This is a genomic window from Dysgonomonas sp. (genome assembly GCF_035323175.1).
Lineage (GTDB): Bacteria > Bacteroidota > Bacteroidia > Bacteroidales > Dysgonomonadaceae > Dysgonomonas.
The window spans coordinates 1-25,015 of record NZ_DAOKYH010000017.1; the positions used below are offsets into that span (position 1 = coordinate 1).

The window sequence follows — 25,015 nt, forward strand, 5'->3', positions numbered from 1 at the left end:
GCTGTTTCTTCAAATGAATCTTTACTGAAGAAAATTGGAGAAAAAGATGGTGTTGATACCTACTGTGTTGAAATGACAAGAAAGATTACACCTTTTCAAGATGTAAAAGCGATATGGAACCTTTATTGTTTTCTCAAGAGAGAGAGACCTTTATTTGTGCATACCCATACGCCGAAAGCTGGTATGGTTGGCATGATAGCGGCATTGTTGGCAAAGGTTCCTAATAGACTACATACTGTAGCGGGTTTGCCACTCATGGAAACAAGGGGGCTGAAGCGAAAAGTACTGAATCTTGTAGAAAAAATAACTTATAAATGTTCTACAATAATATATCCTAATTCCAAAGGTTTAAGAGAAATTATAATAAAAGAGAAGTTGTGTCCTGAAAAAAAAATAAGAATAATAGGAAATGGTAGTTCGAACGGAATAAATACATCCTATTTTGATCCCATTAATATTTCTACTCTGGAAAGAGCCGATTTAAAAGAGTCTTTGAATATCGATAGTGATGACTTCGTATTTATTTTTGTTGGGCGCTTAGTTACTGATAAAGGAATAAATGAGTTGATCAGTGCTTTTGATGATATATCACATCGTAATAGAAAAGTGAAGCTCTTACTTGTTGGTAACAGAGAGTCCGAACTCGATCCATTGAAAAAAGAAACTCTGGAGATAATTTCTAAAAACTCCAATATTATAGAGGTTGGTTACCAACCTGATGTAAGACCATATTTTGCTATTTCTGATGTACTAGTATTTCCTAGTTATAGAGAAGGGTTTCCGAACGTAGTTATGCAAGCCGGAGCGATGGGGTTAGCGTCTATCGTTACTGATATAAATGGCTGTAATGAGATTATAATCAATGATACAAATGGAGTTATTGTTCTTCCTAAAAACTCATTTGAATTGCAACGTAGAATGGAATTGTATTTAAATAATAATGCATTACTTGCAAAACATAGGTCTAATTCACGAAAAATGATTGTGTCTCGATATGAACAGGAAATTATTTGGAAAACTTTATTATCAGAATATAAATCTTTAGAATAATGTATCGCAACTTGTTTAAACGCATTTTAGATTTTGTATGTTCACTAATAGGCTTCATAATTCTATTGCCAATATTTCTATTTCTGACAATATTTCTGACAATAGCAAATAATGGGAAACCTTTTTTCTTTCAACAACGCCCCGGTAAGAACAATAAGATATTTGAAGTTGTTAAGTTTAGAACAATGAATGATAAAAAAGATGCGCAAGGAAATCTTCTGTCAGATAAAGACAGATTAACGTCTCTTGGCAGATTTATTAGAAAAACTTCATTGGATGAAATTCCTCAATTAATAAATGTAATAAAAGGAGATATGAGTTTAGTTGGTCCTCGTCCTTTACTTCTCGAATATCTTCGTTTATATAATGAAAAGCAGATTCGCAGACATGATGTTCGTCCCGGAATAACAGGATGGGCACAAATCAATGGTCGAAATGCTATTTCGTGGAAAGATAAATTTGAATTAGATGTATGGTATGTAGATAATATATCTATATCTTTGGATATAAGGATACTACTCCAGACTATATTAAAAGTGTTTAAATCGGAAGGTATAAGTTCAGACACTAGTCTTACCATGGAAAAATTTGAAGGGAACAAATAGGATGAACAAAGTGTATTTATATGGTGCAGGAGGGCATGCTAAAGTAATATTAGATATTCTTCAGTTAAACAATATCGTTGTTGAAAAAATATTTGATGATGATATAACCATAAAAGACTTTATGGGAATTCCTGTATCAAGAGAGAGCGGATCACCTCTGATTGTAAGTATAGGAGATAACATGATTCGAAAAAAAATTGTTTCTACCTTCTCTAACATTAGATATGAAAGAGCAATATCACAAAAAGCAATAATATCTGAATCTGCTTTGGTAGAAGAAGGTACGGTGGTAATGCAAGGCTCAATTATACAATCTTGTGCTCGTATCGGCAAGCATGTAATAATAAATACTGCATCAACTATAGATCATGACTGTATTATTCACGACTTCGTACACATTGCACCTGGCTCAAATCTATGTGGAGAAGTTGAAGTAGGGGAAGGAACTTTGATTGGTGCAGGATCTACAATTATACAAGGAGTTAAAATAGGAAAATGGTGCAAAATTGGAGCGGGATCAGTAGTTACTCGAAATATTCCGGATAATGTAGTCGCTATAGGAGCTCCTTGCAAAGTAACAAAACTTTTATAAAATGATGAATACTAATGAACGTATCTGGCTCTCTAGCACATATGGGAGGGCACGAACAGCAGTTTGTTCAAGAAGCTTTTGATACCAATTGGGTAGTGCCCATGGGTCCAAATGTGGATGCTTTTGAAACGGAATTAGCCGCATTCCTTAAGAGCAATGTATATGTCGCTGCGTTAAGTGCAGGAACAGCTTCTTTACATTTAGCTTTGATTATTTTAGGTGTAAAACAAGGAGATGAAGTCCTTTGTCAAAGCTTTACTTTTTCGGCATCAGCCAATCCTATAGTCTATCAAGGTGCAACTCCTGTCTTTATTGACAGTGAGAAAGATACGTGGAATATGTCTCCGGAACATTTAGAAAGAGCTATAAAGGATAGGATATCTAAAGGCAAAAAACCTAAAGCAATTATACCCGTGCATCTCTACGGTATGCCCGCAAAGATAGAAGAGATACAAAGTATTTCCGCAAAATATGAAATACCGATCATTGAAGATGCCGCAGAAGCATTAGGATCGAGATATAAAAACCAGCATTGTGGAACTTTTGGTGAAATGGCTGTACTCTCCTTTAATGGGAATAAAATAATTACGACATCCGGAGGTGGTGCACTTGTCGCCCATAATGAGGAATATATAAAAACGGCACGATTCCTGGCAACTCAGGCTAGAGATGCTGCGCCACATTATCAACATTCACATATCGGATATAATTACCGAATGAGCAATGTCGTAGCCGGAATTGGTAGAGGGCAAATGCTTGTTTTAGAAGATAGAATCAAACAAAGACGAACAAATAATGAGTTTTATCGTAAAGGTTTACAAAAAGTTGAAGGAATAAGTTTCCAAACAGAGCCTTCATCTGATTATTTTTCTAATTATTGGCTGACATCTATACTTGTTAATCCTTTAAAAACAGGAGGGAAAACGAGAGAAGATATATATGATGTATTAAACGAAAATAATATAGAATCCAGACCTTTATGGAAGCCAATGCATATGCAACCAATATTTAGCGGTTGCCCATATTATGGAGACGGAACATCTGAACGATTATTTAGAGATGGGTTATGTCTTCCGTCTGGGACTAGTTTAAGTTTTGATGATATAGATAGAGTAATAAAAGCTATAGAGAGTATGTTCTAAACTCAGAAGAATAAAAATGATAAACAACACTACACGAAAAATATATAAGAGATTCTTAGAGAATCGTCTGCTGAGCAGATGGTTCGTCTTGTTGATAGATTTGGCAATAGTCACTTTTGCGACTATCATATCATATATTCTAACACTTCAGATATACAAAAATATTCATATAGTATATCATCCGGTATTCTTCGAATATCTGGCTATAACCGTATTATTTAATGCAGTCTGTTTTAGTATATTTAAAACATATAAAGGAATTGTCCGTTATTCTACAATTCATGAATTTCAAAAGATACTTACATCCTTGTTATTTGCTGATTTACTTATATTTCTTACATTATATAAAGTTATAGGTCCATCAGGAAGCGTTGCTGTCGCATATTGTAGTACCCTCTTTTTAGTTTCATTGGTTTGTTTGTACGGGTTTCGCCTAGTTGTCGTTTATACTTATCAGACATTAACCCGACGGTTTGGGAATAATCCTTCTATACCTGTATTTGTGTGGGGGTTAAATGAAGATAATATTGTTCTTGCACAACTGTTGAGTACAGGAAACAATAGATTCAGGATTATAGGCTTTCTTACAACAGAGCCTGATTCAAAGTTAAAGAAACTCACAAACGTACCGGTTCTTACTATTCAGAAGCCCGAAGATTTCGTAAAATACAAAATAAAAGATATATTGTTTACCAAAGAAGATGAACTAAAGAATGAGGCTAATTATGTTGAAAAACTATTAAGCTTAAATATTCGCATCTATATAAGTAAACAAATGAATATAGACAGTTTATCTCAACTGTCTGATATTAGTCGAAGTATTCGTCCTGTTCAGATTGAAGATTTGCTTGGACGTCCCGAAATAAATATCAGCTTGAATGTTATAGCTGAGAATGTTCAAGGTAAAAATATTTTGGTGACAGGTGCTGCAGGTTCAATTGGAAGTGAAATCGTCAAACAGCTAGCTCAATTTTCTCCTGCTTCTATTATTTGCCTCGATCAGGCTGAAACGCCATTGAATGATTTGGATATTGAATTAAAGAAGTTGTATCCTTGCTTAAACTATACTACCATTATCGGAGATGTTCGCAATCATACAATTATCAATTTTGTGTTTGATAAATATAAACCTAATATCGTTTATCATGCCGCTGCTTATAAGCATGTCCCTATGATGGAAAGATATCCATGTGAAGCTATAATTACCAACGTATTAGGTACAAAGGTATTAGTCGATTTAGCAATTGAGTATGATGTTGAGATGTTTATTATGGTTTCAACAGACAAGGCTGTAAACCCTACAAATATTATGGGGGCAACTAAACGCATCGCAGAAATATACGTTCAGTCTTGTGCTGCTGATCAGAAGAAAAATAAGTCTCATACTAAATTTGTGACAACACGCTTTGGTAATGTATTAGGAAGTAATGGCTCTGTTATTCCATTATTCAGAAGGCAGATAGAGAAGGGTGGTCCGATAACTGTAACAGATCCAGAGATCACTCGTTATTTTATGACCATTCCGGAGGCATGCCGTTTGGTTTTGGAAGCTTCTGTCATCGGTAAGTCCGGTTATATTTATGTGTTTGATATGGGACAGCCTGTGAGGATCTATGATTTAGCAAAAAAAATGATAGAGTTGGCCGGTTTAGTTCCGGAAAGAGATATCGAAATTCAATTTTCAGGATTAAGGCCCGGAGAGAAGCTGTATGAAGAGTTATTGAATGACTCTGAAATAACAGAACAGACTTCACACAAAAAGATTATGATGGCTAAAGTAAGGGAATACCATTTTCAGGATATCTTACCTCAAATAGAGCAGTTAATTTTAGTCGCCCAGACAAATGATAAATACAAACTCGTACGACAGATGAAAGTCCTTGTACCGGAGTTTATTAGCAATAATTCAGAATTTGAACAACTTGATCAAAATAATATAGATACCACTAGCAATTCTCAAATTTGGGTATAAAAGAAATACCTGTATTTATTTTTACAAAACAGACAACAGAATACGACAGATGCTCATTTTATTTACTCCGAATATGAAATTACTTGCCCACTAATTTGCATAAGGGATATTTCACATAATTTTGTATTATATTCAGCTTGAACAAGTCTTTCTTCGGCTTCTAATAGACTGTTTTGTGCCTCTCGTAATTCTATACCTGACAGGTCTCCAAGTTTGTATCGTTCGATGGCTATTTCATGGTTTTCTTTTGCTGTCTGTACATTTTCTTTTTCAAGATTTGTCAGATCTATATTATTTCTATAAGCCATCCACATATTCGAAAAATCGGCTTTTAGAGAGAGTATAGTTTGCTCGTATTGGAGTTCTTTATTTTCAACTTCTATACGGGCATTCTTTTGTTTTCTTTTTCTATTGAAGCCATCAAACAGGTTGAAACCTAGAGTTAATCCATAGGTTAAGCCCAAATTGTTTTGATTATCTATAGTCCCCGTATTGTAAATGTTTTTTGTATAACCATAGCCTGCATTAAGTTTCAAATACGGATAGTTCTCACTCTGAACTGTTTTTAAATCAAGCAAACTAAGATTCTTATTTTTATTTGATAACAAAAGGAAAGTATTCGAAGATAGCGTTTTTTGCCAAACATCTTCTTTATTTATAAACTGATTGAATTCAATTATAGAGTCCGTGGTTACAATGAGTTGCTCGATATTGTCTGCAGCCATCATTTGGTTAAGTGATATGCGAGATGTATATAATACTTCATATTGTTTAATCAAGCGAGAGCTGTCACTGTTAAAATCTACCTTCGCTTGTTGAAGATCGAGCCGAGAGCCTGCTCCAATTTCGTATCTAGCTTCAACTATGCGTAATCTTTCTTTAGATAACTTAACGGCTGATTTCAAGTTTTTTAATCGGATATTCTGCTGGATGTAATTGTAATATTCTGAAGTTAACCCCGATACGAAGTTTTCTATCGTTAAGCGGGTATTCAGTTCCCCCATCTTTTGGAGCTCTTTTAAGCGTTGATGATTCGTTTGGATATTGAAACCATCAAAAATAGTCCAATTCAAGTTGACGCCTGCATTCAATAATTGGTTGTGAATGCCGTTATTCTTATTTTTCTCTCCATTTGTCAAATTCTGTGTTGTATTGTTTACCGAACCCGAATAACCCGTTGTGAGATCTACAGACGGAAGGTATCCTGCATTTCCCACTGTGAGATTGTTGTCCGATATTTCCTGATTATTACGCATAATACGAATATCATAGTTCTTTTGCAATCCCGTTTCGATACATCTTCTCAAATCGAATACAACCTGAGAATTACATATGCTTGGTGCAGCTATTGCTAGAATGATAATTAATATATATTTTTTCATCATCAAAATTCTTCTTAGTCAAAAGGTGACAAAAGTAACAGCCTTTATCTCTTTTTTATTTGTTACCTTTTGTTATGGTATATAGTTGTTATATTATAGATAAATTCATATTTACTAAATCCTATCTTTCTTCTTACTTCTGTCGGTAGATATATATAAATACATAGCGGGTACAATGAATATCGTTAATAGAGTAGAAATCATCATTCCTCCAATTACAGCCACCCCCATAGCCATACGTCCATTGGCTCCTTCGGCACTGGCAAATATTAAGGGTAACAATCCCAACACCGTAGAGAAGCTCGTCATAAGGATTGGTCGCAAACGTTGTACTGCAGCTCCCTGTATGGCTTCAAGTTTACTCATTCCTGCTTCTTGACGCTGATTTGCAAACTCCACAATAAGAATACCATTTTTAGCGACCAGCCCGATAAGCATAATAATTCCTATCTGGCTGAATATATTCATCGTTATATCTTTGATATACATAAACAAAAGAGCTCCGGCAATTGCAAGGGGTACTGTAAGCATAATAACAAACGGGTCTTTGAAACTTTCGAACTGTGCGGCAAGGATCAAAAAGATCAGTAATATAGCAAGTATAAATGCAAACATCAAACTGGAAGAGCTTTCGCTAAAATCCTTCGAATCTCCCGCCAATGCTGTTCGAAATGTATCATCAAGGGTTTCTTTCGCTATGCGATCCATTTCTTCCAACCCGGCGCCGATTGTTACTCCCGGAGATAATCCTGCGGATACTGTTGCAGACTTAAATCTGTTATACCTGTATAGCTGAGGAGGGGCGACACTTTCTTCTAAGCGCACAAGATTATCCATCTGAATCATATTCCCTCCTAAGTTTTTAAGATAAATAGATTTCAGGTCGAGAGGAGTATTCCTTTGTTGGCGATTAATTTCCCCTAATATCTGATATTGTTTCCCATTCATATAAAAATAGCCCATACGTTGCCCACTTAGTGCATACTGCAACGTTTGTCCTATATCTCTGGTACTTACTCTTAGTATGGCGGCTTTATCTCTGTCTATGATAATACGGGTTTCAGGTTTCGTGAATTTGAGGTTTACATCGGCCATTTGAAACATTGGGCTCTCTTGTACTTTTCTCATAAATTGAGGGATGAATTCCTCTAACTTTTCAAGGTTGGTAGCTTGCAATACATATTGTATAGGCATACTCGATCGTCTTCCACCGAAGGTAGACTGTTGTTGCACAAATGCCCGTGCCTCTGTTTCTTTTCTTACAGCCTTTGTCAGTTCGTTGGCAATCTCCATTTGGCTTCTTTCTCTATCTTTAATATTGGGCAACATGAGGTTTATCATCCCGCCTCCCGTCCAGGCTCGCATTGTATTAATGAGACGTTCGGGTGCAACGGAATCAGCTATCACTCCAATCTTTTCTGTATAATTTCGATTAAATTCATAAGTAGAGCCTTCGGGTCCGCTGGTTCTTATTGTTATCTGTGAGCGGTCTTCCAATGGAGCCATTTCGGAAGGGATCGCACTGACTAAATAACCTATTCCTGCGAGTGTAAGGATTATGATAGGCCATATTATTATCTTATGTTTAAGGAAATGTTGCAAACCATTGTCGTAAGCTTTGGTCAACCATTGAAAGAAAGGATCTGTTTTACGGTAAAACCATCCCGCCTGATCTTTCTTCTTCAATAACTTGGTTGCAAGCATCGGTGTAAACGTAAGAGCTACAAATGCTGAAATAAGGACAGCTCCGGCAATAACAATACTAAATTCACGGAACAAACGTCCTGTCATCCCTTCAAGAAACACAATAGGGAAAAATACTGCAACCACAGAGACTGTTGTTGAGATAACGGCGAAGAATATTTCTTTAGAACCCTCTATCCCTGCTTGCTTGGGAGTCATACCTCCCTCAATTTTCAGATAGATGTTCTCTGTGACCACAATAGCATCATCGACTACCAATCCCACAGCCAGAACTACGGCCAACATGGATAAGACATTGATAGAGAATCCTGCAACATACATCACAAAGAAAGCTCCTACGAGTGATACGGGAATAACAACGCAAGGAACCAACGTCACACGCCAGTCGCGAAGGAAAAGGAATATTATGATAACGACCAATGCAAAAGCTATATATACCGTTTCTTCCACTTCTGCTATCGAAGCCCTTATAAATTTAGTATTGTCGAAGGCAACATCAATTTTGACATCTTCCGGTAAGTCTTTCTTTAGTTGTTCGAGACGAACCATCGCTTCATCAGAAATTTCAATCTGATTGGCTCCCGGTTGTGGAATAATAACAGTACTTACAGCAGGAACACCATTTCGACGCATAATGCTCTTATAGTTTTCTGTACCCAGCTCCGCTGTACCTACGTCTCTAAACCTTACAACATTATAATTGTCTTCTTTGATAATCATATTGTTGAATTCTTCGGGAGTCTGCATCAGTCCCAATGTTCGTATAGAAAGCTCTAGGTTATCGCCTTCTATGCTGCCGGAAGGCAATTCCACATTTTCTTTATCTACGGCACTTTTTACATCCATAGGAGTAATGCCATACGATGCCATTTTTACAGGATCGAGCCATAGTCGCATCGAATAGCGGTTTTGTCCCCAGATCTCTACAGCACTTACATTGGGTATGGTTTGTAAACGCTCTTTTACTGTCAACTCGGCTATTTCACTTAGCTCGAGCAAAGAACGCTTTTCGCTTTGTATACTTATTTGTATAATCGGGTTGGCATCGGCATCAGCCTTCGATACAGTAGGAGGGTCGCAGTCGCGAGGCAGATAACGTTGTGCCCGTGAGACTTTATCCCGCACATCATTTGCTGCTGTTTCGAGGTCTACAGATAATTCAAATTCCACTGTTATACGGCATGAACCCTGACTACTGCTACTTGTCAAAGACCTGATGCCCGGTATTCCATTTATATTTTGCTCTAGTGGTTCTGTGATCTGATTCTCTATAATTTCGGCATTAGCCCCGGGATAACTCACGTCTACCGAAATAATGGGGTTATCTATGTTGGGATATTCGCGCACCCCTAAATATGTATATCCGATCAATCCTAAAAGGAATATAATCAATACAAATACAGTGGCTAATACCGGGCGCTTTATACTTAATTCAGATATAGTCATCTTTTAGAGGTTTTGGATGTTTAGAAATCTACGATCTTAAATATCCGAAGCTATTATATAAATTGTTTTACTGATTGTTTTCTATAAAATTATCGATAATAACAGGCAAACCGTCACGCAATTGCATGACACCGGTTACTAAAAGAGTATCGTCAACATTTAATCCGTTTAATACCTGAACGGATGAAGCTGTACGCATACCTTTCTTTAGTACTATCTGGTGGGCTACGCCGTTCTTATATACGTATGCAATATCACGTCCCATTTCTGCTATCGTAGATAAACTAGGGATGACTAAAGTATTCTTTATCTCCTGTAATTTTATCTCAACATTAGTAGAGAGACCCGGTTTTAATCTTCCTCCGGGATTGGCATACAAAGCTCTGGCTTTTAGAGTGAGCGTTTGTCTATCGAGGTTAGACTCTACGGCATAAACTGTAGCTTGGTATTTGTTTAAATCATTATCGAATGTAAAGGTGAGAGGTGTTCCGGGCTTTACATTATTTACTTCTGATTCATTTACCGAAAACTCTATTTTTAATGGAGTTATTTTGGTTAGCCGAGATATTATTATAGAAGGTGAAGCATATGTTCCTTCACTCACTTGTCTCAAACCTATGATACCATCGAATGGAGCACGTAGCTCAGTCTGGGTTATTCTTGTTTTTACCAGTTCAATATCAGCCTTCAATTTTTCCAACTCTGTATTGACAGACTCGTAAGCTTCTTGACTTACTGCGTCTTTTGCCAATAATGCCTTTTGACGGTAAACTCTGTCTTCGGCAAGAGGTATTTGTGTTTGTAATTTCTTCAACTCAGCTTGTAGCGGTTTATCATTCACTTTGGCTAAAAGCTGTCCTTTTTTTACATTCGAACCCTCTTTAAAATGTATTTCTGTTATCATACCTGATGTTTCGAATGATAGGTCGACTTCCTCATCAGGGATCAATACACCTTTCACTCTGATGGTATTATCCAGATTACCGTATTTTAAGATCTGGGCATTAACATTCAGTATCGTACGATTGCTTGTCCCTTTATTTCCTGGTGGAGTTGGTGACGGATCGGCATTCGTTGTTAAAAGACCTTTGATCTTTGGGTAAAAAGCCATTCCGGCAATAAATAAAAGAATAACAATCAGAAGTCCTATTTTTGTTTTTTTGTTCATAGTAAATATTCTATTTTGGGCTTATAATACAGGTTTCCAAGAATACGATTTAAAATAGATGGAAAGGTTTAATTTATTGGATGTATTTTAATTTTTGTTTGCATTACTAAACAAAAATTAAACAAGACTTATTCTTCTCTCCATTTTCTTTTGTCTCATCGTTTATTGAGAATGTTTTTTAAGTTTTGTGTCGATCTATTTTGCAAATATAATATTTAAAATAGAAGTGTTACAGGATTATAAATGTCCTTAAAAAGTGATGTCTTAGAATGTCCTAAAAATAGTTATTTATTCAGATTCATTGCCTCTGCAATGGCTCAATATTCAAATGAGATAGTTATATTTGTAGAGTTTAAAAAATAACCTAAACATAAAGATACCTTATGAAGAAAGATATTTTTCATCTTAAGTCGAAACAACTAAAAGAAATAGCCCAGTCGCTCCAACACAAGGTAGAGGTTGGTCTGAGTAAAGAGAATGCCGAAATACAGTGTATTCCTACTTATATTATACCTAAAACAACCAGTGTGAATGGTAAGGCTACTGTTTTAGATTTAGGAGGAACTAACTATCGGGTTGCTGTAGTTGACTTCGTTGATGGTAAACCAACAATTCATCCTGAAAATGGATGGAAGAAGGATTTGTCTCTTATGAAAACTCCTGGTTTTACAGAAGAAGATTTGTTTAAAGAACAAGCCGATCCGATAGGAGAAATAAAGCGTGACCAAGAAACTCCAATAGGATATTGTTTTTCTTATCCGGCTGAATCTCTGCAAAATGGAGATGCCAAGCTTCTTAGATGGACAAAAGGTGTTGACATCAAAGAAATGGTAGGAAAACCCGTAGGACAACCATTGGTAGATTATCTGAATCAACGTAATGATGTTAAATTCAATGGTGTAAAAGTAATCAACGATACAGTCGCAAGCTTATTTGCCGGACTTACTGATTCTAGTTATGACGCTTATATCGGGCTGATTGTTGGAACAGGTACAAATATGGCTACTTTTATCAACGCTGATAAAATAAAGAAACTAAATCCTGATTACAAACTGAGTGGGCTGATTCCTGTAAATTTAGAGTCAGGTAACTTTAACCCTCCTCATCTCACAGCTATCGATGATAAGGTAGACGCTTGCTCTGATGCAAAGGGTGCTCAACGTTTCGAAAAAGCTGTATCGGGTATGTATTTGGGAGAAATCCTTAAATCGGTTTTCCCGTGCGATGAATTCGAACAAAGATTTGATGCTCAGAAGCTGACTAATATTATGAATTATCCTGATATTCATAAGAAAAGATATGTAGAGATTGCTCGTTCGATATACGAAAGATCAGCGAAATTAGTTGCTGCATCTATCGCCGGATTGGTTTTGGTGCTTGTATCACATGATCCATCTATCAAGAAAATAAGATTGGTAGCAGAAGGTAGCTTATTCTGGAGTGAATACCGAAAAGGCAAAAACTATAAAGATATGGTAATGTCTGAGTTACAAAAACTTCTTACAGAGTTTAATCATGGAGATGTTCATGTACATGTGGCTCAAATGGACAATGCAAATCTTATAGGTTCTGCTATAGCTGCTTTGTCGTAAACTAAAGATATAATAGCAAGTAGGGGTTTGGATGTTTCCAAATCCCTTTTTTCTTATAATCAATATCGGTTAAGTCACTTTTTATAAGTATTTTTGCCCTGCAAATAACTATTTGTCGTTTTATTTTATCTGGACTATTATATGACTATGTTAGAAAAAGCAGTTGCCGCACTCCCTATAAAAGGATATCTGAATATGGAAATACCGAAAGGTATAAATTTGGTAGAAGAGATTAATAAAATGCGAAAAGAAAAGAATGCTATCATTCTTGCGCATTATTATCAGACAGGCGATATTCAAGATATAGCCGATTTTTTGGGAGACAGTTTACAACTGGCACGTGCAGCCGAAAAAACAAATGCAGATCTGATTGTATTCTGCGGAGTGCATTTTATGGCCGAAACGGCTAAAATTTTGAATCCGACCAAAAAGGTAGTTCTTCCTGACTTATTAGCCGGTTGTTCTTTGGCCGACTCAGCGTCAGGGGAGGGGATTCGTGAAATGAAGAAGAAATATCCGAATGCCATTGTTGTGAGTTATATCAATTGTGACTCTACAGTTAAGGCTGAGAGTGATATAATTGTTACGTCATCCAATGCCGAGCACATCATAAACTCTTTGCCGGAAGATCAAGAAATTATATTTGCTCCTGATAAGAATCTGGGCAGATATATCAATCAAGTGACTGGACGAAATATGATACTTTGGGATGGCGCTTGTATTGTGCATGAAGCATTCTCTCTGGAACGGATTGCGCAGCAGATGTTAGAACATCCGAAGGCTAAACTTATAGCTCACCCCGAAGCTCAAAAACCGGTTTTACAGGTAGCTCATTATATTGGCTCTACAGCCAACTTGCTCAACTATGTGGTGAATGATAGCAGTCAGGAATTTATTGTGGCTACAGAAGAAGGTATCTTACACGAAATGAGAAAACGTGCACCACACAAAACTCTAATTCCTGCACTGACGATTGATGATAAATGCAATTGTAGCGAATGTCATTTTATGAAATTAAATACAATGGAGAAATTGTATTTGTGTATGAAGTATGAGCAGCCGGAGATATTGATGGATGAAGAAATCCGACTAAAAGCATTGAAGCCTATAAATAGAATGTTGGAATTGTCTAAGGCTATTAAATAAACAAATAACAAAAAGTGATGATTTATGAATTGTGAGCACATAGTGTTGTGTGTTTGTAATCCGTAATTTATAATTCATAACAAAGAATGATATATACTGATGTTTTGGTGATAGGTTCAGGAATATCCGGCCTGTCGTATGCTTTAAAAATAGCACAACAGAGACCCGATACTAGGATAACAATTATCACAAAATCAGACGATGAAGAGTCGAGTACCAAGTATGCACAAGGAGGGGTTGCTGTTGTAACCAATTTCGAAAAAGATAGCTTTGATAAGCATATTGAGGATACATTACGAGCGGGAGACGGATTGTGTAAACGTGAAGTGGTAGAGATCGTAGTGAAAGAAGGGCCTGAGCGTATCCGCGAAATGGTGGAGTGGGGTGCTAATTTCGATAAAGATGAGTTTCAAAGTTATGATCTGGGACGTGAAGGCGGACATACCGAAAACAGGGTAGTGCACCATAAGGATATAACCGGAGCAGAAATAGAAAGAGCATTGTTGCAAGCTGTAGAGCGACTCGAGAATGTTACTTTGCTCAACCATCATTATGTTATCGATTTACTTACTGAGCATCAAGTACCTCAATCCGAATTTGATAAATATAACCTCCACTGCTATGGAGCATACGTGTTGGATATGAAAGCCAGCCGGATCATTAAAATGACGGCAAAAATTACACTAATGGCTACCGGAGGATGTGGGCATGTATACAAAAATACGACAAATCCGACTATAGCTACAGGTGACGGTATTGGCTTGGCTCATCGTGCAAAAGCCAGAATCAGCAATATGCAATTTATACAGTTTCACCCGACTGCATTCTATAGTAATACGACTGGTCAACTACCTTTAATATCGGAGGCTGTAAGAGGCTTTGGTGCTAAATTGCGTACTGCCTCAGGAGAGCCATTTATGCATAAATACGATGATAGAGAAGAACTGGCATCACGGGATATTGTAGCACGAGCCATTGATAATGAAATGAAGCTGCGTGGAGACGATTATGTTTGTCTGGATTGCCGACACTTAGATCAACGAAAGTTTCTCGAACATTTTCCAAATATCTATAAGCAATCTAAAGATGAAGGGCTGGATATGTTCATGGATTTGATTCCTGTAGTACCGGCGAGCCATTATCTATGCGGAGGAATCGATGTCGATTCATTTGGACAAAGTACTATAAAGAATATGTTTGCTGTCGGTGAATGTTCGAATACCGGACTTCACGGTGCAAATCGTTTGGCTTCCAATTCTTTACTTGAAGCTCTCGTTTTTGCACATCGTGCAGCTATGAAAACAATAGAACGCTTGCATGAAGATAATTTTAATTATGATCATCTTCTAAAAATTCCGGAATGGAATCAGGAGGGGATGCGAGTGAACGAAGAAATGGTTTTGCTAAATTATCTTCGAAAAGAATTACAGACATTGATGAGTGATCTTGTTGGCATTGTGCGCAGCAATGCCCGTCTCAAAATGGCAAAGCAGAAAGAAGAAGAAATATACAAGTCTGTAAAAGAAATATATAAATTTTCGATATTATCGCCGCAACTTTCAGAATTAAGAAATCTGGCTAGTGTGGCTTATCTGATTATAACCCAAAGTATAGAACAAACCGAGAATAGAGGTACATTTTATAATAAAGATTTAGATATTCATGAATAGACCTTCATACGTAACTGATAGTAGATTATATCATTTTATTGATGAGGCCATCAAAGAAGATATTGGCGACGGAGATCACTCTACATTGGCCAGTGTGCCTGCTGATCTTCAACAAAGAGCACATTTGATCATAAAACATGACTGTATCTTAGCCGGAGTTGATCTGGCTCGCGAGATATTTCATTATTATGATAAAAATCTGAAAATAGAAATTCTCAAAAATGACGGGGATCAAGTAAAAGAAGGCGAGATCGCATTTATCGTATCAGGTGCGGCTCGGTCGATTCTCACAATGGAACGCTTAGTCCTAAATTGTATGCAGCGTATGAGCGGAATAGCTACATATACGCATCGGATGGTAGAGTTGCTGGCAGATACAAATACACGTATTCTGGATACCCGAAAAACGGCTCCAATGTTCCGTATGTGTGAGAAGTGGGCTGTGTATATCGGCGGTGGTCAAAATCATCGTTTCGGCCTTTTTGATATGATTATGCTAAAAGACAATCATAACGATTATGCCGGAGGAATAACCAATGCTGTAGAGGCCACACTGAAATACTTGAAAGAGAACAATAAAAATCTCCGAATAGAGGTAGAAACACGCAACCTGAAAGAAGTAGAAGAAGCTTTGGCTACAGGTGCAGTGGACGTTATTATGCTCGATAATATGTCTTTATATGAAATGAGTGCTGCTGTAAAACTAATAAACGGAAGAGTAAAGGTTGAAGCCTCGGGGGGTATTACAGAAGATATGGTGCATGATATAGCTAAGACCGGAGTTGATTATATTTCTTCGGGAGCAATTATATATTCTGCTCCAAATATTGATTTAAGCCTTAAAGCATTTTAATTTTTATCTGAATTGCCATGAAAGCAGAAGAGATTCTATCCTTACGTCTATCAAACCATCAACTTGATGGTTCATTCCTGGGCGAGGCATACGAGTTGGTTTCGTGGATGGGAGCTATTCAGGCACAAGACTATAATATGGCGAAATGGGGCATCGGTATACGTATACCCCAGATTACCGATCAGAAGATTGAAGCGGCTTTGGACAAAGGTGATATTTTGCGCCTCCATATCTTACGTCCTACGTGGCATTTCGTATCGAAGGACGATATATACTGGATGCTATATTTGAGTGTTCCCAGAGTGAAAACTGCAATGCGATCTTATGATAAGGATCTGGGACTTACCGAAGCATTTATAGCCCGTACAAATTCAATTATAGAAAAGGCACTTCAGGGAAATTCATTAACACGCCAAGAGCTGAAAGATGTAATAAATAGAGCAGGTATAGATGCTGATAATAGAACCGTTAATCATATAATGATGCATGCCGAGTTGGATGGCGTTGTATGCAATGGCGAGATGAAAGGCAAAAAACAGACGTATGCTTTGTTGCAAGAAAAAGTTCCCAAAATGACCAATCAGTTCGATAAAGATGAATGCCTCTATAAATTAGCGTTCAAATATTTCAGGAGCCATGGCCCTGCTACTTTAAAAGATTTTATTTGGTGGTCGGGACTGACTACAGCAGAAGCCAGACAAGGAATAGCTCTGATAGGTAATGATTTTATTCATGAAACAATAACTGATCAGACATATATTTTTCACAGAGACTCTAAACTAGTCAGCAGTGATAATTTGATCAATCTTTTACCTGCTTTTGATGAATTTACAGTTAGCTATAAGGATAGAAAAGAAAGTCTGCATATAGACCATCACCATAAAATAATAACAAGTCCGGGAATATTCAGACCTGCTATCAGCCTTGACGGCAAAGTTATCGGTACTTGGAAAAAGTCATCAAAAAAGAATGAAACTCTTGATACCGAATTCTTTTACGCATCAAGTAAGAAAACGCAGAATTTGGTTACTAAAGCTATCGAAGGATATAAAAAACACCTACTTTAAGTATATATCATATACACTACAAATACAACATAAAATGTAAAAGTAAGGAAGATAAAGAAGCTATTTATTCCTATCAGAACAAAAGATTTTAAATTCGATACGAATCTGTTTTCTTCAAAAAATACCCTGTTTCCTCTGAAAAAATAGAATATTACGTATAGCGTAGCAAAAGAATATAAAAGAAAATAGAATGTGGCATTTAAGTTTAACCAATCGAACAGACAGCTTAGAGTCGTTGCTATAGTTATCGTTAGTAAGGTCGTAGAAAAGAAATGTAATGTAAATACAGCACTGTCGAAATAATATTTTTTCTTTTTATTATGGAACAACCATAGCCAAAAGGCAAAGAGAGGCATATATATAAAGAGAACTTTGGGAATATTGTGAATGAAAAACTCGATAGCTTTTTCTCCTTTTTCTTTATCTTTTACATTTTCTAATATACCTGCTATAAATTGTTTTGTATTATTCCCTGTCTTTTCATCTACTCCTGATATATTAATTTTATCTTCTATCTTGCTGACTTTTTCAGGTATTTTAGCCTCATTAATGAGATTTTTTTTATTTACGTCCAGTTTTGCTATAATCGTATCTAAAGAGTCACTATTTACATTTTCGCTGATCTCTTTTTGTATTTTTTCTTTGTTAGGTGCTGATACTTCAGGAAGGAGAGGGGGGATAAAAAAGGCAATGAAACTGATGAATATATAAAGAGTAAAAGGGTTCACATACGATTTTCGTTTTCCATTCATATACTCCAATGAGAGTTTACCGGGAGAAAGAAACAGATATTTTGCTGTTCTCCAAAAAGAACTGTCGTAATGCAAAAAATCGAAGACAAAATGAGTAAATACATGATGGAAAGATTGCCTGCTTTCGCTGTTTTCTTGTCCACATTTAGGACAGTAGTGCTGTTCAACAAAAGCTCCACAATTTTGGCAAGTCTTGTTGATCCTGATTTTATGTTTACTCATAGTTCAAAAAAAAGCTATTATAGTTATTTGCTGAATCGATAGGTGATACCTAGTGTACCGTATATATTGTAGAACGTGAATTTAATAGGATTTGATCCCGAATAAAAATAAGGAAGAAGCCCCCAAGTAAAACTGCCATAAAACCCGATACGGTTATTTAAGCGATATTCACTTCCTGCTAATAGTCCAAAATCATAATCACGGGAATCGTCTCCAAAGTCGAATGTTGCACCCTCTCCGCTTATTTCTTGTTTCTGACCTACCGGAGAGTCTATTCTGATGTATCCATCATTTACATATCCGTCAAATGTGGATGAAAGGGTTTTTGCTGCATATACGCCCAGTTTCACTTGCCATTTGTCATTGAATCGGTATGTGCCATATATTGGTATGGTAAGATAAGTCATATCTACATTTGTTACATTCTTTCCTACAAAGTAACCTGTAAGCTTTTCGCTCCCTTCGGTCAGAGTAACACTTGTGTACATGTACTTCACGTGATCGGAAACTCGCATCCCTTTCCAATCGAGACTTAGTCCTGTACCTACACCCCATCGTTCGTTGAGTTTATAGACTAGATTGAATCCTAATTGAGGGTTGAATTTTGGGTTGTAACTATTAATCTCTCTTACTTCAGCCGGAATAGGCACAGGAGCAGTTGCTCCCATATTAAACCCTAGGATAAAGCTCAGATCAAATATTTTGTTATCAGAATTCTGCGCTGAAATATTATTACTTATCATTAATACTGTTGCAAGTACTAGGATGATGTTATATTTTAATCTCATCAGATATATTCTTATTTTATAGGATCAGATACTAGTTCAAGATCATCAGCAATAAGAGTACTGCCTACAGCTCCCTGATATTCGTTTCCATCTTTGCTTGATGCTAAAACAATGGTAAGACGATAATCATTCTTCGTAAAATCGAGTTCTTCTTTATATCTGAATGGTATAGAAAAATGTATAAACCCATTGTTAGCTGGCGTTTCCACTATACTTTCGTCAGTATGAGACCATTTGGCTGTTCCTACAACTCTAGGCGATGTAAGAATTGATTCCCCATCAAGAAATTCTTCGTTTGCAGGAGCTCCTTTACTTACTTTAAATATTGTAGCATACATCGACAGCGAATCTGTTCTGTTTGCTATAACTTTTCCATCTTTACCTGTAAAAATATCGCCCGGGGTATATTTGTAGTAGCCATTGAACATGATTGGTTTACCATTTTCTTTCGGATGAGCCTGTCCCAATATTAGTGACTTTAGAGGGTTAGACATATTCGCGGAAAAAGCTCCTCTAAAAAGTGATCCCGAAAAAATAGGGTAGTCTATTCCAAAAACCTTTGTGCCTTTTATTGTGCGTAGTATCGCAGCATATTTTCCCTTAACACAGTCGGTCGTTTTATCGGTAGGATAATGATCCAACTTTAATGATCCGGTGCCTACCAAAATAGATAGTCCCGAGTTTGCATTACTCCATAATAGATCACTTAAAATCGGATACGGTGCTTTTTCTGTACCCGCTGTTGTCCATTCTTCGAACGTATTTTTGAGACTAATCTTGGAGGTTACTGTTACAGTATATGTTTTTGTATACTTCCCATCTTCGGAAGTTACTGTATACATAACATTTTTTCCATTCGAAAAATCTTGAGAAGTTCCCGATTTTGGTTCGATCGTAGCACCCGCAGTAACTTCAATTATTGGTGTAAGGTGTGAGTAATCAGCATTGTCAGAAACGAAAAGCTGAACAGTATGCTCTGTTATAGCGCGAGTGATAAATACTCCATCTTCAACTTTCATATCTATAATGTCCGCCTCCATATTTAGCGGCTCATCTTTTATGCATGAAGTAATACTTAGCATACACAAGATAAATAGTGATAGATTCTTAATATTCATAAATTATTCTAAAAGAAACGATGATAAAGTTACACAATGATTTTGTGGCAGAAGTTTTTAGTTTTGTAAATTAATGCTTTTTAACGCTAAAATCTTCTGAGATAATTTATCATATTTCCTTCTGAGAATATGATATAGTTCCCGAATAGAGTCACTTCCTAGTAGTATATTTCAGTAGGAGTACTACTTAGTTCAACGTATAGGTTTTCATTTTTGACTGAAAAACGTACTTTGTTTTCCTTCGAGAGCCAACCTAATGCAAGAAGTATCAACGAATTTTTGTAATGTGTTAATTCTTCAATTTCCTGAACCGACATTTTGCCTCTTTCTGACAGATACTGCCAGATAGCTGTGGCGTTTATACGAATATCTTTTTTTAGCATGGCGAATAGTTTTAGTTTGGTTAAATAAAGCATATCTTATATGTAAATATACTAATTTTAATTGATTAACGTGACAACTAAGCCTCCTAATATTGTACCAAAACCACAATTTACCCAAGATTCAGCTGAAAGGGGATATGTTCCCCAATAACATGCAAAATAGTACCAATAGATATATGAGGCTATGAAACCGATCAACATACCTATCAGTACAATTTTGTTATGCAATATAAATTGTAATATATCTTTCATTATTGATTAAGCTAAAGAATATAGACCCGCATGACTTGTTTCAGGCAGTATAACGGATTCTTCTTGTACACTTGGAAATACCGCTTCCCTAATAGCTCTGGCAAACATATTGTTTATTTTATGTCCCGGACAATTAGCTATAACTTTTCCCTTTATAAAACGACCGACTAAGGCTAAATCACCTACAATGTCTAACAATTTATGTCTAGCCGGTTCATTTGGATAAAGCAAAGGCTTGTTCATGATATATCCTAGCTTTGTAGAATCTTTTCTTTTTGCTCCCAGCATGTCAGCTAATAGATCGAACTTTTCTTGCTCTATTGGCTTATCGTATATAACAATAGCATTATCCAAATCTCCACCTTTCACTAAGTTATTATTGAGTAGAGATTCAATTTCTTTTACAAACACAAATGTTCGTGCAGAAGCAAAATCTTTTGGAAACTCAGATAGGTCATGCATTGTTGCATCTTGCCTTTTTAGGAATGTAGAGTTGAAGGATATATGTGATTCTATACTAAAAGACTCATCCGGAATTAGTATCATTGACGATCCGGTGGCTTTATCTACAACCTTAATTTTTTTGCGTTTTATTGAAATATATTCTCTTGCTGTATTCTGTATTTCTGTACCGACTTCTTTTATTTTGCTTACATACAAAATAGAGCTTCCATCTAATATCGGGAATTCAGGTCCATCTACATCTATCAGGCAATTGTCTATTTCGCATGCGTATAATGCAGCCATAGCATGTTCTACGGTGCTCACATTAACACCATTGGCTGATACTACAGTTCCTCTTTGTGTTGCCGTAACGTTCTCTGCCAAAGCATTTATTATCGGTTTTCCCGGTATATCTACACGTCTGATCTTATATCCAAAATTTTCAGGTGCGGGGTTGAATGTGATATGTATATTTAGTCCTGTATGCAATCCTTTCCCTTGTAAGGAAAAACTGTTTTTTAAAGTACGTTGATAAACCATAATAATATTTCTTTAATTTTATATTTAGGGAATCTTGATCAGGCATGAGCCTGCAGAATATCCCCCGCCGAAGACCGAAATGCATATCAGATCTCCCCGTGCGATTTTTTTTATATTTTGTGCCAATACCAATAGGGCACCTGTTGAGCCGGTGTTGCCTAACTCTTGAATATTCGTTAATACCTTTTCTTCGGATATTGCTAGTTGTTTCGCAACATTCTTTAATATTCTCATATTAGCCTGATGTCCTATAAAAAAGGTTAGATCATCTAACGAATATCCGTTGATTTCGACTATATCCTTCGTGTTTTGCGCCATATATGTGCAAGCCTGCATAAAAACATCCTTGCCATGTGGCATTTTCAAACCATCTCCTTTCGGATCAAGATACACTGCTCTCGAAGCTAATCCTATATGACCTAATCCTTGTGTTGTGATATCTATAATCTGAGGATCTTTTTCTGAATAGGACTCGGTTGAAAAAAAGTAAGCCGTAGCTCCGTCTCCCCACAAATGTCCTGATACGCAATCTGTATCATCCGAATATGTTGAGTTCCGATCGGCACAGATAAGCAATGCTTTTTCGGCTATCTGCGATGCGAAGAAAGAATATATGACTTCTATCGCATTGAGTCCCGATGAACATGCTGATGATACAAAGAATACTTTTGCATTTGATATATTGTATTTGCGCTGTACATAGTGCCCTGTTGTAACAATTGTATCGCTAGGCGTATATGATGCAAAAATAATCAGATCTATATCTTCTATTTTGTAGGGAAGATCCGGTAATGCCGATTCTATGGCTTTGCTAGACATATAGTCTATCGTTTCTTCCTGCGAAGCTCTTGAACGAGTTAAGATTCCTGTACGTTGACTTATCCAATCGCTTGTTAATCCGTTTATTTCGGTGAAATAATCGTTTGGAATCCTTGTTTTCGGGACATAACATCCTATTGAGTTAATAAACATATTAGTGTGTTGTTTTATATTACCTACAACTATTTAGCAATCCTACTATAGATAATTTCCAGATTGGAGGTTGGAACTAAACCCATAATGCGACTTATTTCTTCTCCATTTTTAAGTATCAAAGTACAGGGAATCCCGGATATATTATATTTTTTATATAATTCGGAGTTCTTGTTTACTTCCGATCTGTAAAACTTACTGTTTTTGTTTGTTAGCTGATTTATATTATGCATCATTTTACCACAAATATTCGAGTCTTCTTTGTAAAAAATAATAGACACAATCTCAGTCGAATTTTCTATTTCAGACAAATCATATATTTCTTCTATTTGCGCAATCTCATTTTCAATAGAGTATGAGTTCCCGTTTATAGATATTAGTCCGATAATCTTTACCAGAATAAAAAAAAGGATGAATAGTAGAACGAAATGCCATGTCTTGAAACGAAATTTTTTTAATTCAAACATTCTTAAAAGAAATTATAGAAATTAGGTTTTATACAAATACCTACTCTTATATTCATCGTGTATTGATTGTAGCCGAGGAGACTCTCTCCGTACCCTTGGTAGAAACGAGCAAATAAATACTGGTTTGACCTGTCTGACATTTTAAATGCAGCGGTGAGAGTTGTATTTACATTACCCCATCCTTTCCGCGGATTTATATCTGCTGAAAGCCACCAGCGATGTTTATCACTTGTGTAGTTGACCGATACAAAGCCGAGTCCTCTATAATCTAGCAAATCTTTATTGTTCCCCCCGTCTACATATGGAATCCAAACTTCCCCAGAAATATTGAATCGGGCGTTGAAATAATATTTCATAGATAAACTTAAATAGTTCCAACTTCTGGATTCTTCCTCATCTCGCCCGTTGGATTCATGTTTCAATTGTACGAAGGCGGCACCAACTACTCTGTCTTTATACAATATATACTTTCCAAGCCCTACACCCGGATTATAGTTTGTATCCCTGAATGGACTTGATTGAGCATATATGTTCCAAAATGATTTTTGTGTATAAGTTAAATACAAAAATGATTTGAAAGGTAAGATACTTCTAGTCAGTCGTTGTCTTATACTTAGCTGGAAAGTTACATCAGCAGAGTTTTCTGAAATTTTCTCATCCAGTGGTACCCCCGTAACAAAATAGGTGTCTCTATATACAGCGAATGCAGGCATCCGGTCTGCCATTTTTATAGCATCCCTCTCAGATATTTCTAAATGCCTTGGACGAAAAATGTGAGGGTCTTTCATTGCACTGTCGTACTGCTGACGTATGCTATCGTTGCCTAAATACATTAAATCTGTATCATTTTGAGCAAGTAGTGTAACTGATGAAATAATAAATATTATAAATATATAGCTTCTTAACATGAGGTAATTAGTATTATAAATTGTCTAATGATGATGAGTATATAAATGAATTCTCTTTTCTGAGCGTTGTCTTGATATTTTTTTCTATGTTGCTGTTTTTATAATGAACATTCATTCACATTTCATTGTTCATCAACGCTATACTTTTATTAGGCTATATAAATAACGCATTACTTCCATCCTCCGATTCATATCCTGCATTACATTAATAGCGAATGAAGAATCGTTACAATCCCTGTCAGAGGTTTCTTTCACACTTGTATTATTAAACAAGATAGCTAAGATATCGATGTCTATATCATCCTTAATTTCACCAGCTTTTATACTATTTCGCATAGCATCTTTCCATGACTCCAAAGATCGATTGTTTATTATTTTGAAGCGTTCCAAGAAATTGGGATAATGCTTACCGGCCTGTATTACAAGAGCTGTATAATTTAAGAAAATAGTATGAGTAACCCCTGCTCTGGTAAAAGCATTAACAAATATTTTTTGCCGCCTATGCATTACTTCTATAAATTTTTCTAAAGAGTATGTATGCTTATCCATATTGTGCTGCAACTTATCGAATATCTTAAAGAAATATTCATCAATAACAGCGTTAAAAAGCTCTTCTTTATTTTTAAAATAGCGATACAACGCACCCCTAGACATCTGTAATTCTTCTTGTAAGACAGATATTGAAGCACTATCATAGCCTTTATTCATGAAAACATCAAAGGCTCTCCTTAATATATATTCTCTACTATATTTCATTATTTGAGTTAAAAATAAAAGACG

The 25,015-nt window shown here is 36.2% G+C and carries 22 protein-coding genes and 1 pseudogene; 10 read left to right on the top strand and 13 right to left on the bottom strand.

From position 1 onward, the window contains the following. From PKC55_RS15000 to PKC55_RS15020, 5 genes and pseudogenes are all read left to right on the top strand, one after another. Positions 1 to 1,050: glycosyltransferase family 4 protein (locus tag PKC55_RS15000; protein WP_324373547.1), on the top strand; the 1,050-nt coding region annotated here is incomplete at its 5' end. Next, positions 1,050 to 1,655, top strand: coding sequence for a sugar transferase (locus PKC55_RS15005; RefSeq protein ID WP_291129307.1), 606 nt, complete (start codon positions 1,050 to 1,052; stop codon positions 1,653 to 1,655). The genes PKC55_RS15000 and PKC55_RS15005, both read left to right, overlap by 1 nt. Positions 1,656 to 1,665: 10 nt before the next feature. Next, the gene (locus PKC55_RS15010; RefSeq protein WP_283687684.1) at positions 1,666 to 2,247 is read left to right on the top strand and encodes an acetyltransferase; all 582 of its coding nucleotides are present in this window, start codon (positions 1,666 to 1,668) and stop codon (positions 2,245 to 2,247) included. A gap of 4 nt (positions 2,248 to 2,251) precedes the next feature. Then, positions 2,252 to 3,389 (top strand): annotated as a pseudogene (locus PKC55_RS15015) (DegT/DnrJ/EryC1/StrS family aminotransferase). A 16-nt stretch (positions 3,390 to 3,405) separates the two neighbouring features. Next, the gene (locus tag PKC55_RS15020) at positions 3,406 to 5,361 is read left to right on the top strand and encodes a polysaccharide biosynthesis protein (protein WP_324373548.1); all 1,956 of its coding nucleotides are present in this window, start codon (positions 3,406 to 3,408) and stop codon (positions 5,359 to 5,361) included. Between the two features lie 62 nt (positions 5,362 to 5,423). Here the strand turns inward: PKC55_RS15020 and PKC55_RS15025 are convergent, their stop codons facing one another. From PKC55_RS15025 to PKC55_RS15035, 3 genes are all read right to left on the bottom strand, one after another. Then, a complete protein-coding gene (locus PKC55_RS15025) occupies positions 5,424 to 6,743 on the bottom strand; it encodes a TolC family protein (RefSeq protein WP_324373554.1) in 1,320 nt (439 codons plus the stop codon). Positions 6,744 to 6,857: 114 nt separating this feature from the next. Continuing rightward, positions 6,858 to 9,893 (bottom strand): efflux RND transporter permease subunit, encoded by a 3,036-nt coding sequence (locus PKC55_RS15030; RefSeq protein ID WP_283687634.1) that lies wholly within the window; start codon positions 9,891 to 9,893, stop codon positions 6,858 to 6,860. Positions 9,894 to 9,960: 67 nt separating this feature from the next. Next, positions 9,961 to 11,061: an efflux RND transporter periplasmic adaptor subunit gene (locus PKC55_RS15035; protein ID WP_291129320.1), complete on the bottom strand. Its 1,101-nt coding sequence runs from the start codon at positions 11,059 to 11,061 to the stop codon at positions 9,961 to 9,963. Positions 11,062 to 11,444: 383 nt separating this feature from the next. Between PKC55_RS15035 and PKC55_RS15040 the strand changes: the two genes are divergently transcribed. The 5 genes from PKC55_RS15040 (at position 11,445) to PKC55_RS15060 (ending at position 17,389) form a co-directional block, all read left to right on the top strand. Beyond that, positions 11,445 to 12,653: a hexokinase family protein gene (locus PKC55_RS15040; RefSeq protein WP_324373549.1), complete on the top strand. Its 1,209-nt coding sequence runs from the start codon at positions 11,445 to 11,447 to the stop codon at positions 12,651 to 12,653. Positions 12,654 to 12,794: 141 nt separating this feature from the next. Next, the gene (gene nadA, locus PKC55_RS15045; protein WP_283687638.1) at positions 12,795 to 13,799 is read left to right on the top strand and encodes a quinolinate synthase NadA; all 1,005 of its coding nucleotides are present in this window, start codon (positions 12,795 to 12,797) and stop codon (positions 13,797 to 13,799) included. An 86-nt stretch (positions 13,800 to 13,885) separates the two neighbouring features. Then, positions 13,886 to 15,469: an L-aspartate oxidase gene (gene nadB / locus PKC55_RS15050; protein WP_135104396.1), complete on the top strand. Its 1,584-nt coding sequence runs from the start codon at positions 13,886 to 13,888 to the stop codon at positions 15,467 to 15,469. Beyond that, positions 15,462 to 16,322, top strand: a complete 861-nt coding sequence (gene nadC, locus PKC55_RS15055) for a carboxylating nicotinate-nucleotide diphosphorylase (protein ID WP_135104397.1) — start codon at positions 15,462 to 15,464, stop codon at positions 16,320 to 16,322. The genes nadB and nadC overlap by 8 nt, the downstream gene beginning before the upstream one ends. A gap of 17 nt (positions 16,323 to 16,339) precedes the next feature. Continuing rightward, positions 16,340 to 17,389 carry a winged helix DNA-binding domain-containing protein gene (locus tag PKC55_RS15060; protein ID WP_324373550.1) on the top strand — a complete coding sequence of 350 codons (1,050 nt, stop codon included), beginning with the start codon at positions 16,340 to 16,342 and terminating at the stop codon, positions 17,387 to 17,389. Here the strand turns inward: PKC55_RS15060 and PKC55_RS15065 are convergent. The 10 genes from PKC55_RS15065 to PKC55_RS15110 all read right to left on the bottom strand — a co-directional run bounded on the left by PKC55_RS15065 (position 17,386) and on the right by PKC55_RS15110 (position 24,991). Continuing rightward, the gene (locus PKC55_RS15065; protein ID WP_291130462.1) at positions 17,386 to 18,363 is read right to left on the bottom strand and encodes a DUF3667 domain-containing protein; all 978 of its coding nucleotides are present in this window, start codon (positions 18,361 to 18,363) and stop codon (positions 17,386 to 17,388) included. The genes PKC55_RS15060 and PKC55_RS15065 overlap by 4 nt on opposite strands. A 23-nt stretch (positions 18,364 to 18,386) precedes the next feature. Beyond that, on the bottom strand, positions 18,387 to 19,151 hold the full coding sequence (locus tag PKC55_RS15070) for a porin family protein (RefSeq protein ID WP_291130460.1): 765 nt from the start codon (positions 19,149 to 19,151) through the stop codon (positions 18,387 to 18,389). A gap of 11 nt (positions 19,152 to 19,162) precedes the next feature. Next, positions 19,163 to 20,269: a PCMD domain-containing protein gene (locus tag PKC55_RS15075; protein ID WP_291130457.1), complete on the bottom strand. Its 1,107-nt coding sequence runs from the start codon at positions 20,267 to 20,269 to the stop codon at positions 19,163 to 19,165. A gap of 158 nt (positions 20,270 to 20,427) precedes the next feature. Further along, positions 20,428 to 20,652 (bottom strand): winged helix-turn-helix domain-containing protein, encoded by a 225-nt coding sequence (locus PKC55_RS15080; RefSeq protein ID WP_135104478.1) that lies wholly within the window; start codon positions 20,650 to 20,652, stop codon positions 20,428 to 20,430. A 57-nt stretch (positions 20,653 to 20,709) separates the two neighbouring features. Continuing rightward, complete coding sequence (locus PKC55_RS15085; protein WP_135104402.1) at positions 20,710 to 20,904, bottom strand: hypothetical protein; 195 nt, start codon at positions 20,902 to 20,904, stop codon at positions 20,710 to 20,712. 6 nt (positions 20,905 to 20,910) lie between these two features. Beyond that, positions 20,911 to 21,888 (bottom strand): UDP-3-O-acyl-N-acetylglucosamine deacetylase, encoded by a 978-nt coding sequence (locus PKC55_RS15090; protein ID WP_283687646.1) that lies wholly within the window; start codon positions 21,886 to 21,888, stop codon positions 20,911 to 20,913. A 24-nt stretch (positions 21,889 to 21,912) separates the two neighbouring features. Further along, on the bottom strand, positions 21,913 to 22,860 hold the full coding sequence (locus PKC55_RS15095; protein ID WP_291130453.1) for a 3-oxoacyl-ACP synthase III family protein: 948 nt from the start codon (positions 22,858 to 22,860) through the stop codon (positions 21,913 to 21,915). A 29-nt stretch (positions 22,861 to 22,889) separates the two neighbouring features. Next, on the bottom strand, positions 22,890 to 23,327 hold the full coding sequence (locus PKC55_RS15100) for a thioredoxin family protein (protein WP_291130451.1): 438 nt from the start codon (positions 23,325 to 23,327) through the stop codon (positions 22,890 to 22,892). 2 nt (positions 23,328 to 23,329) lie between these two features. After that, on the bottom strand, positions 23,330 to 24,235 hold the full coding sequence (locus PKC55_RS15105; protein ID WP_135104406.1) for a phospholipase A: 906 nt from the start codon (positions 24,233 to 24,235) through the stop codon (positions 23,330 to 23,332). A gap of 138 nt (positions 24,236 to 24,373) precedes the next feature. Continuing rightward, positions 24,374 to 24,991 carry a TetR/AcrR family transcriptional regulator gene (locus tag PKC55_RS15110; protein WP_135104407.1) on the bottom strand — a complete coding sequence of 206 codons (618 nt, stop codon included), beginning with the start codon at positions 24,989 to 24,991 and terminating at the stop codon, positions 24,374 to 24,376. Positions 24,992 to 25,015 lie beyond the last annotated feature (24 nt).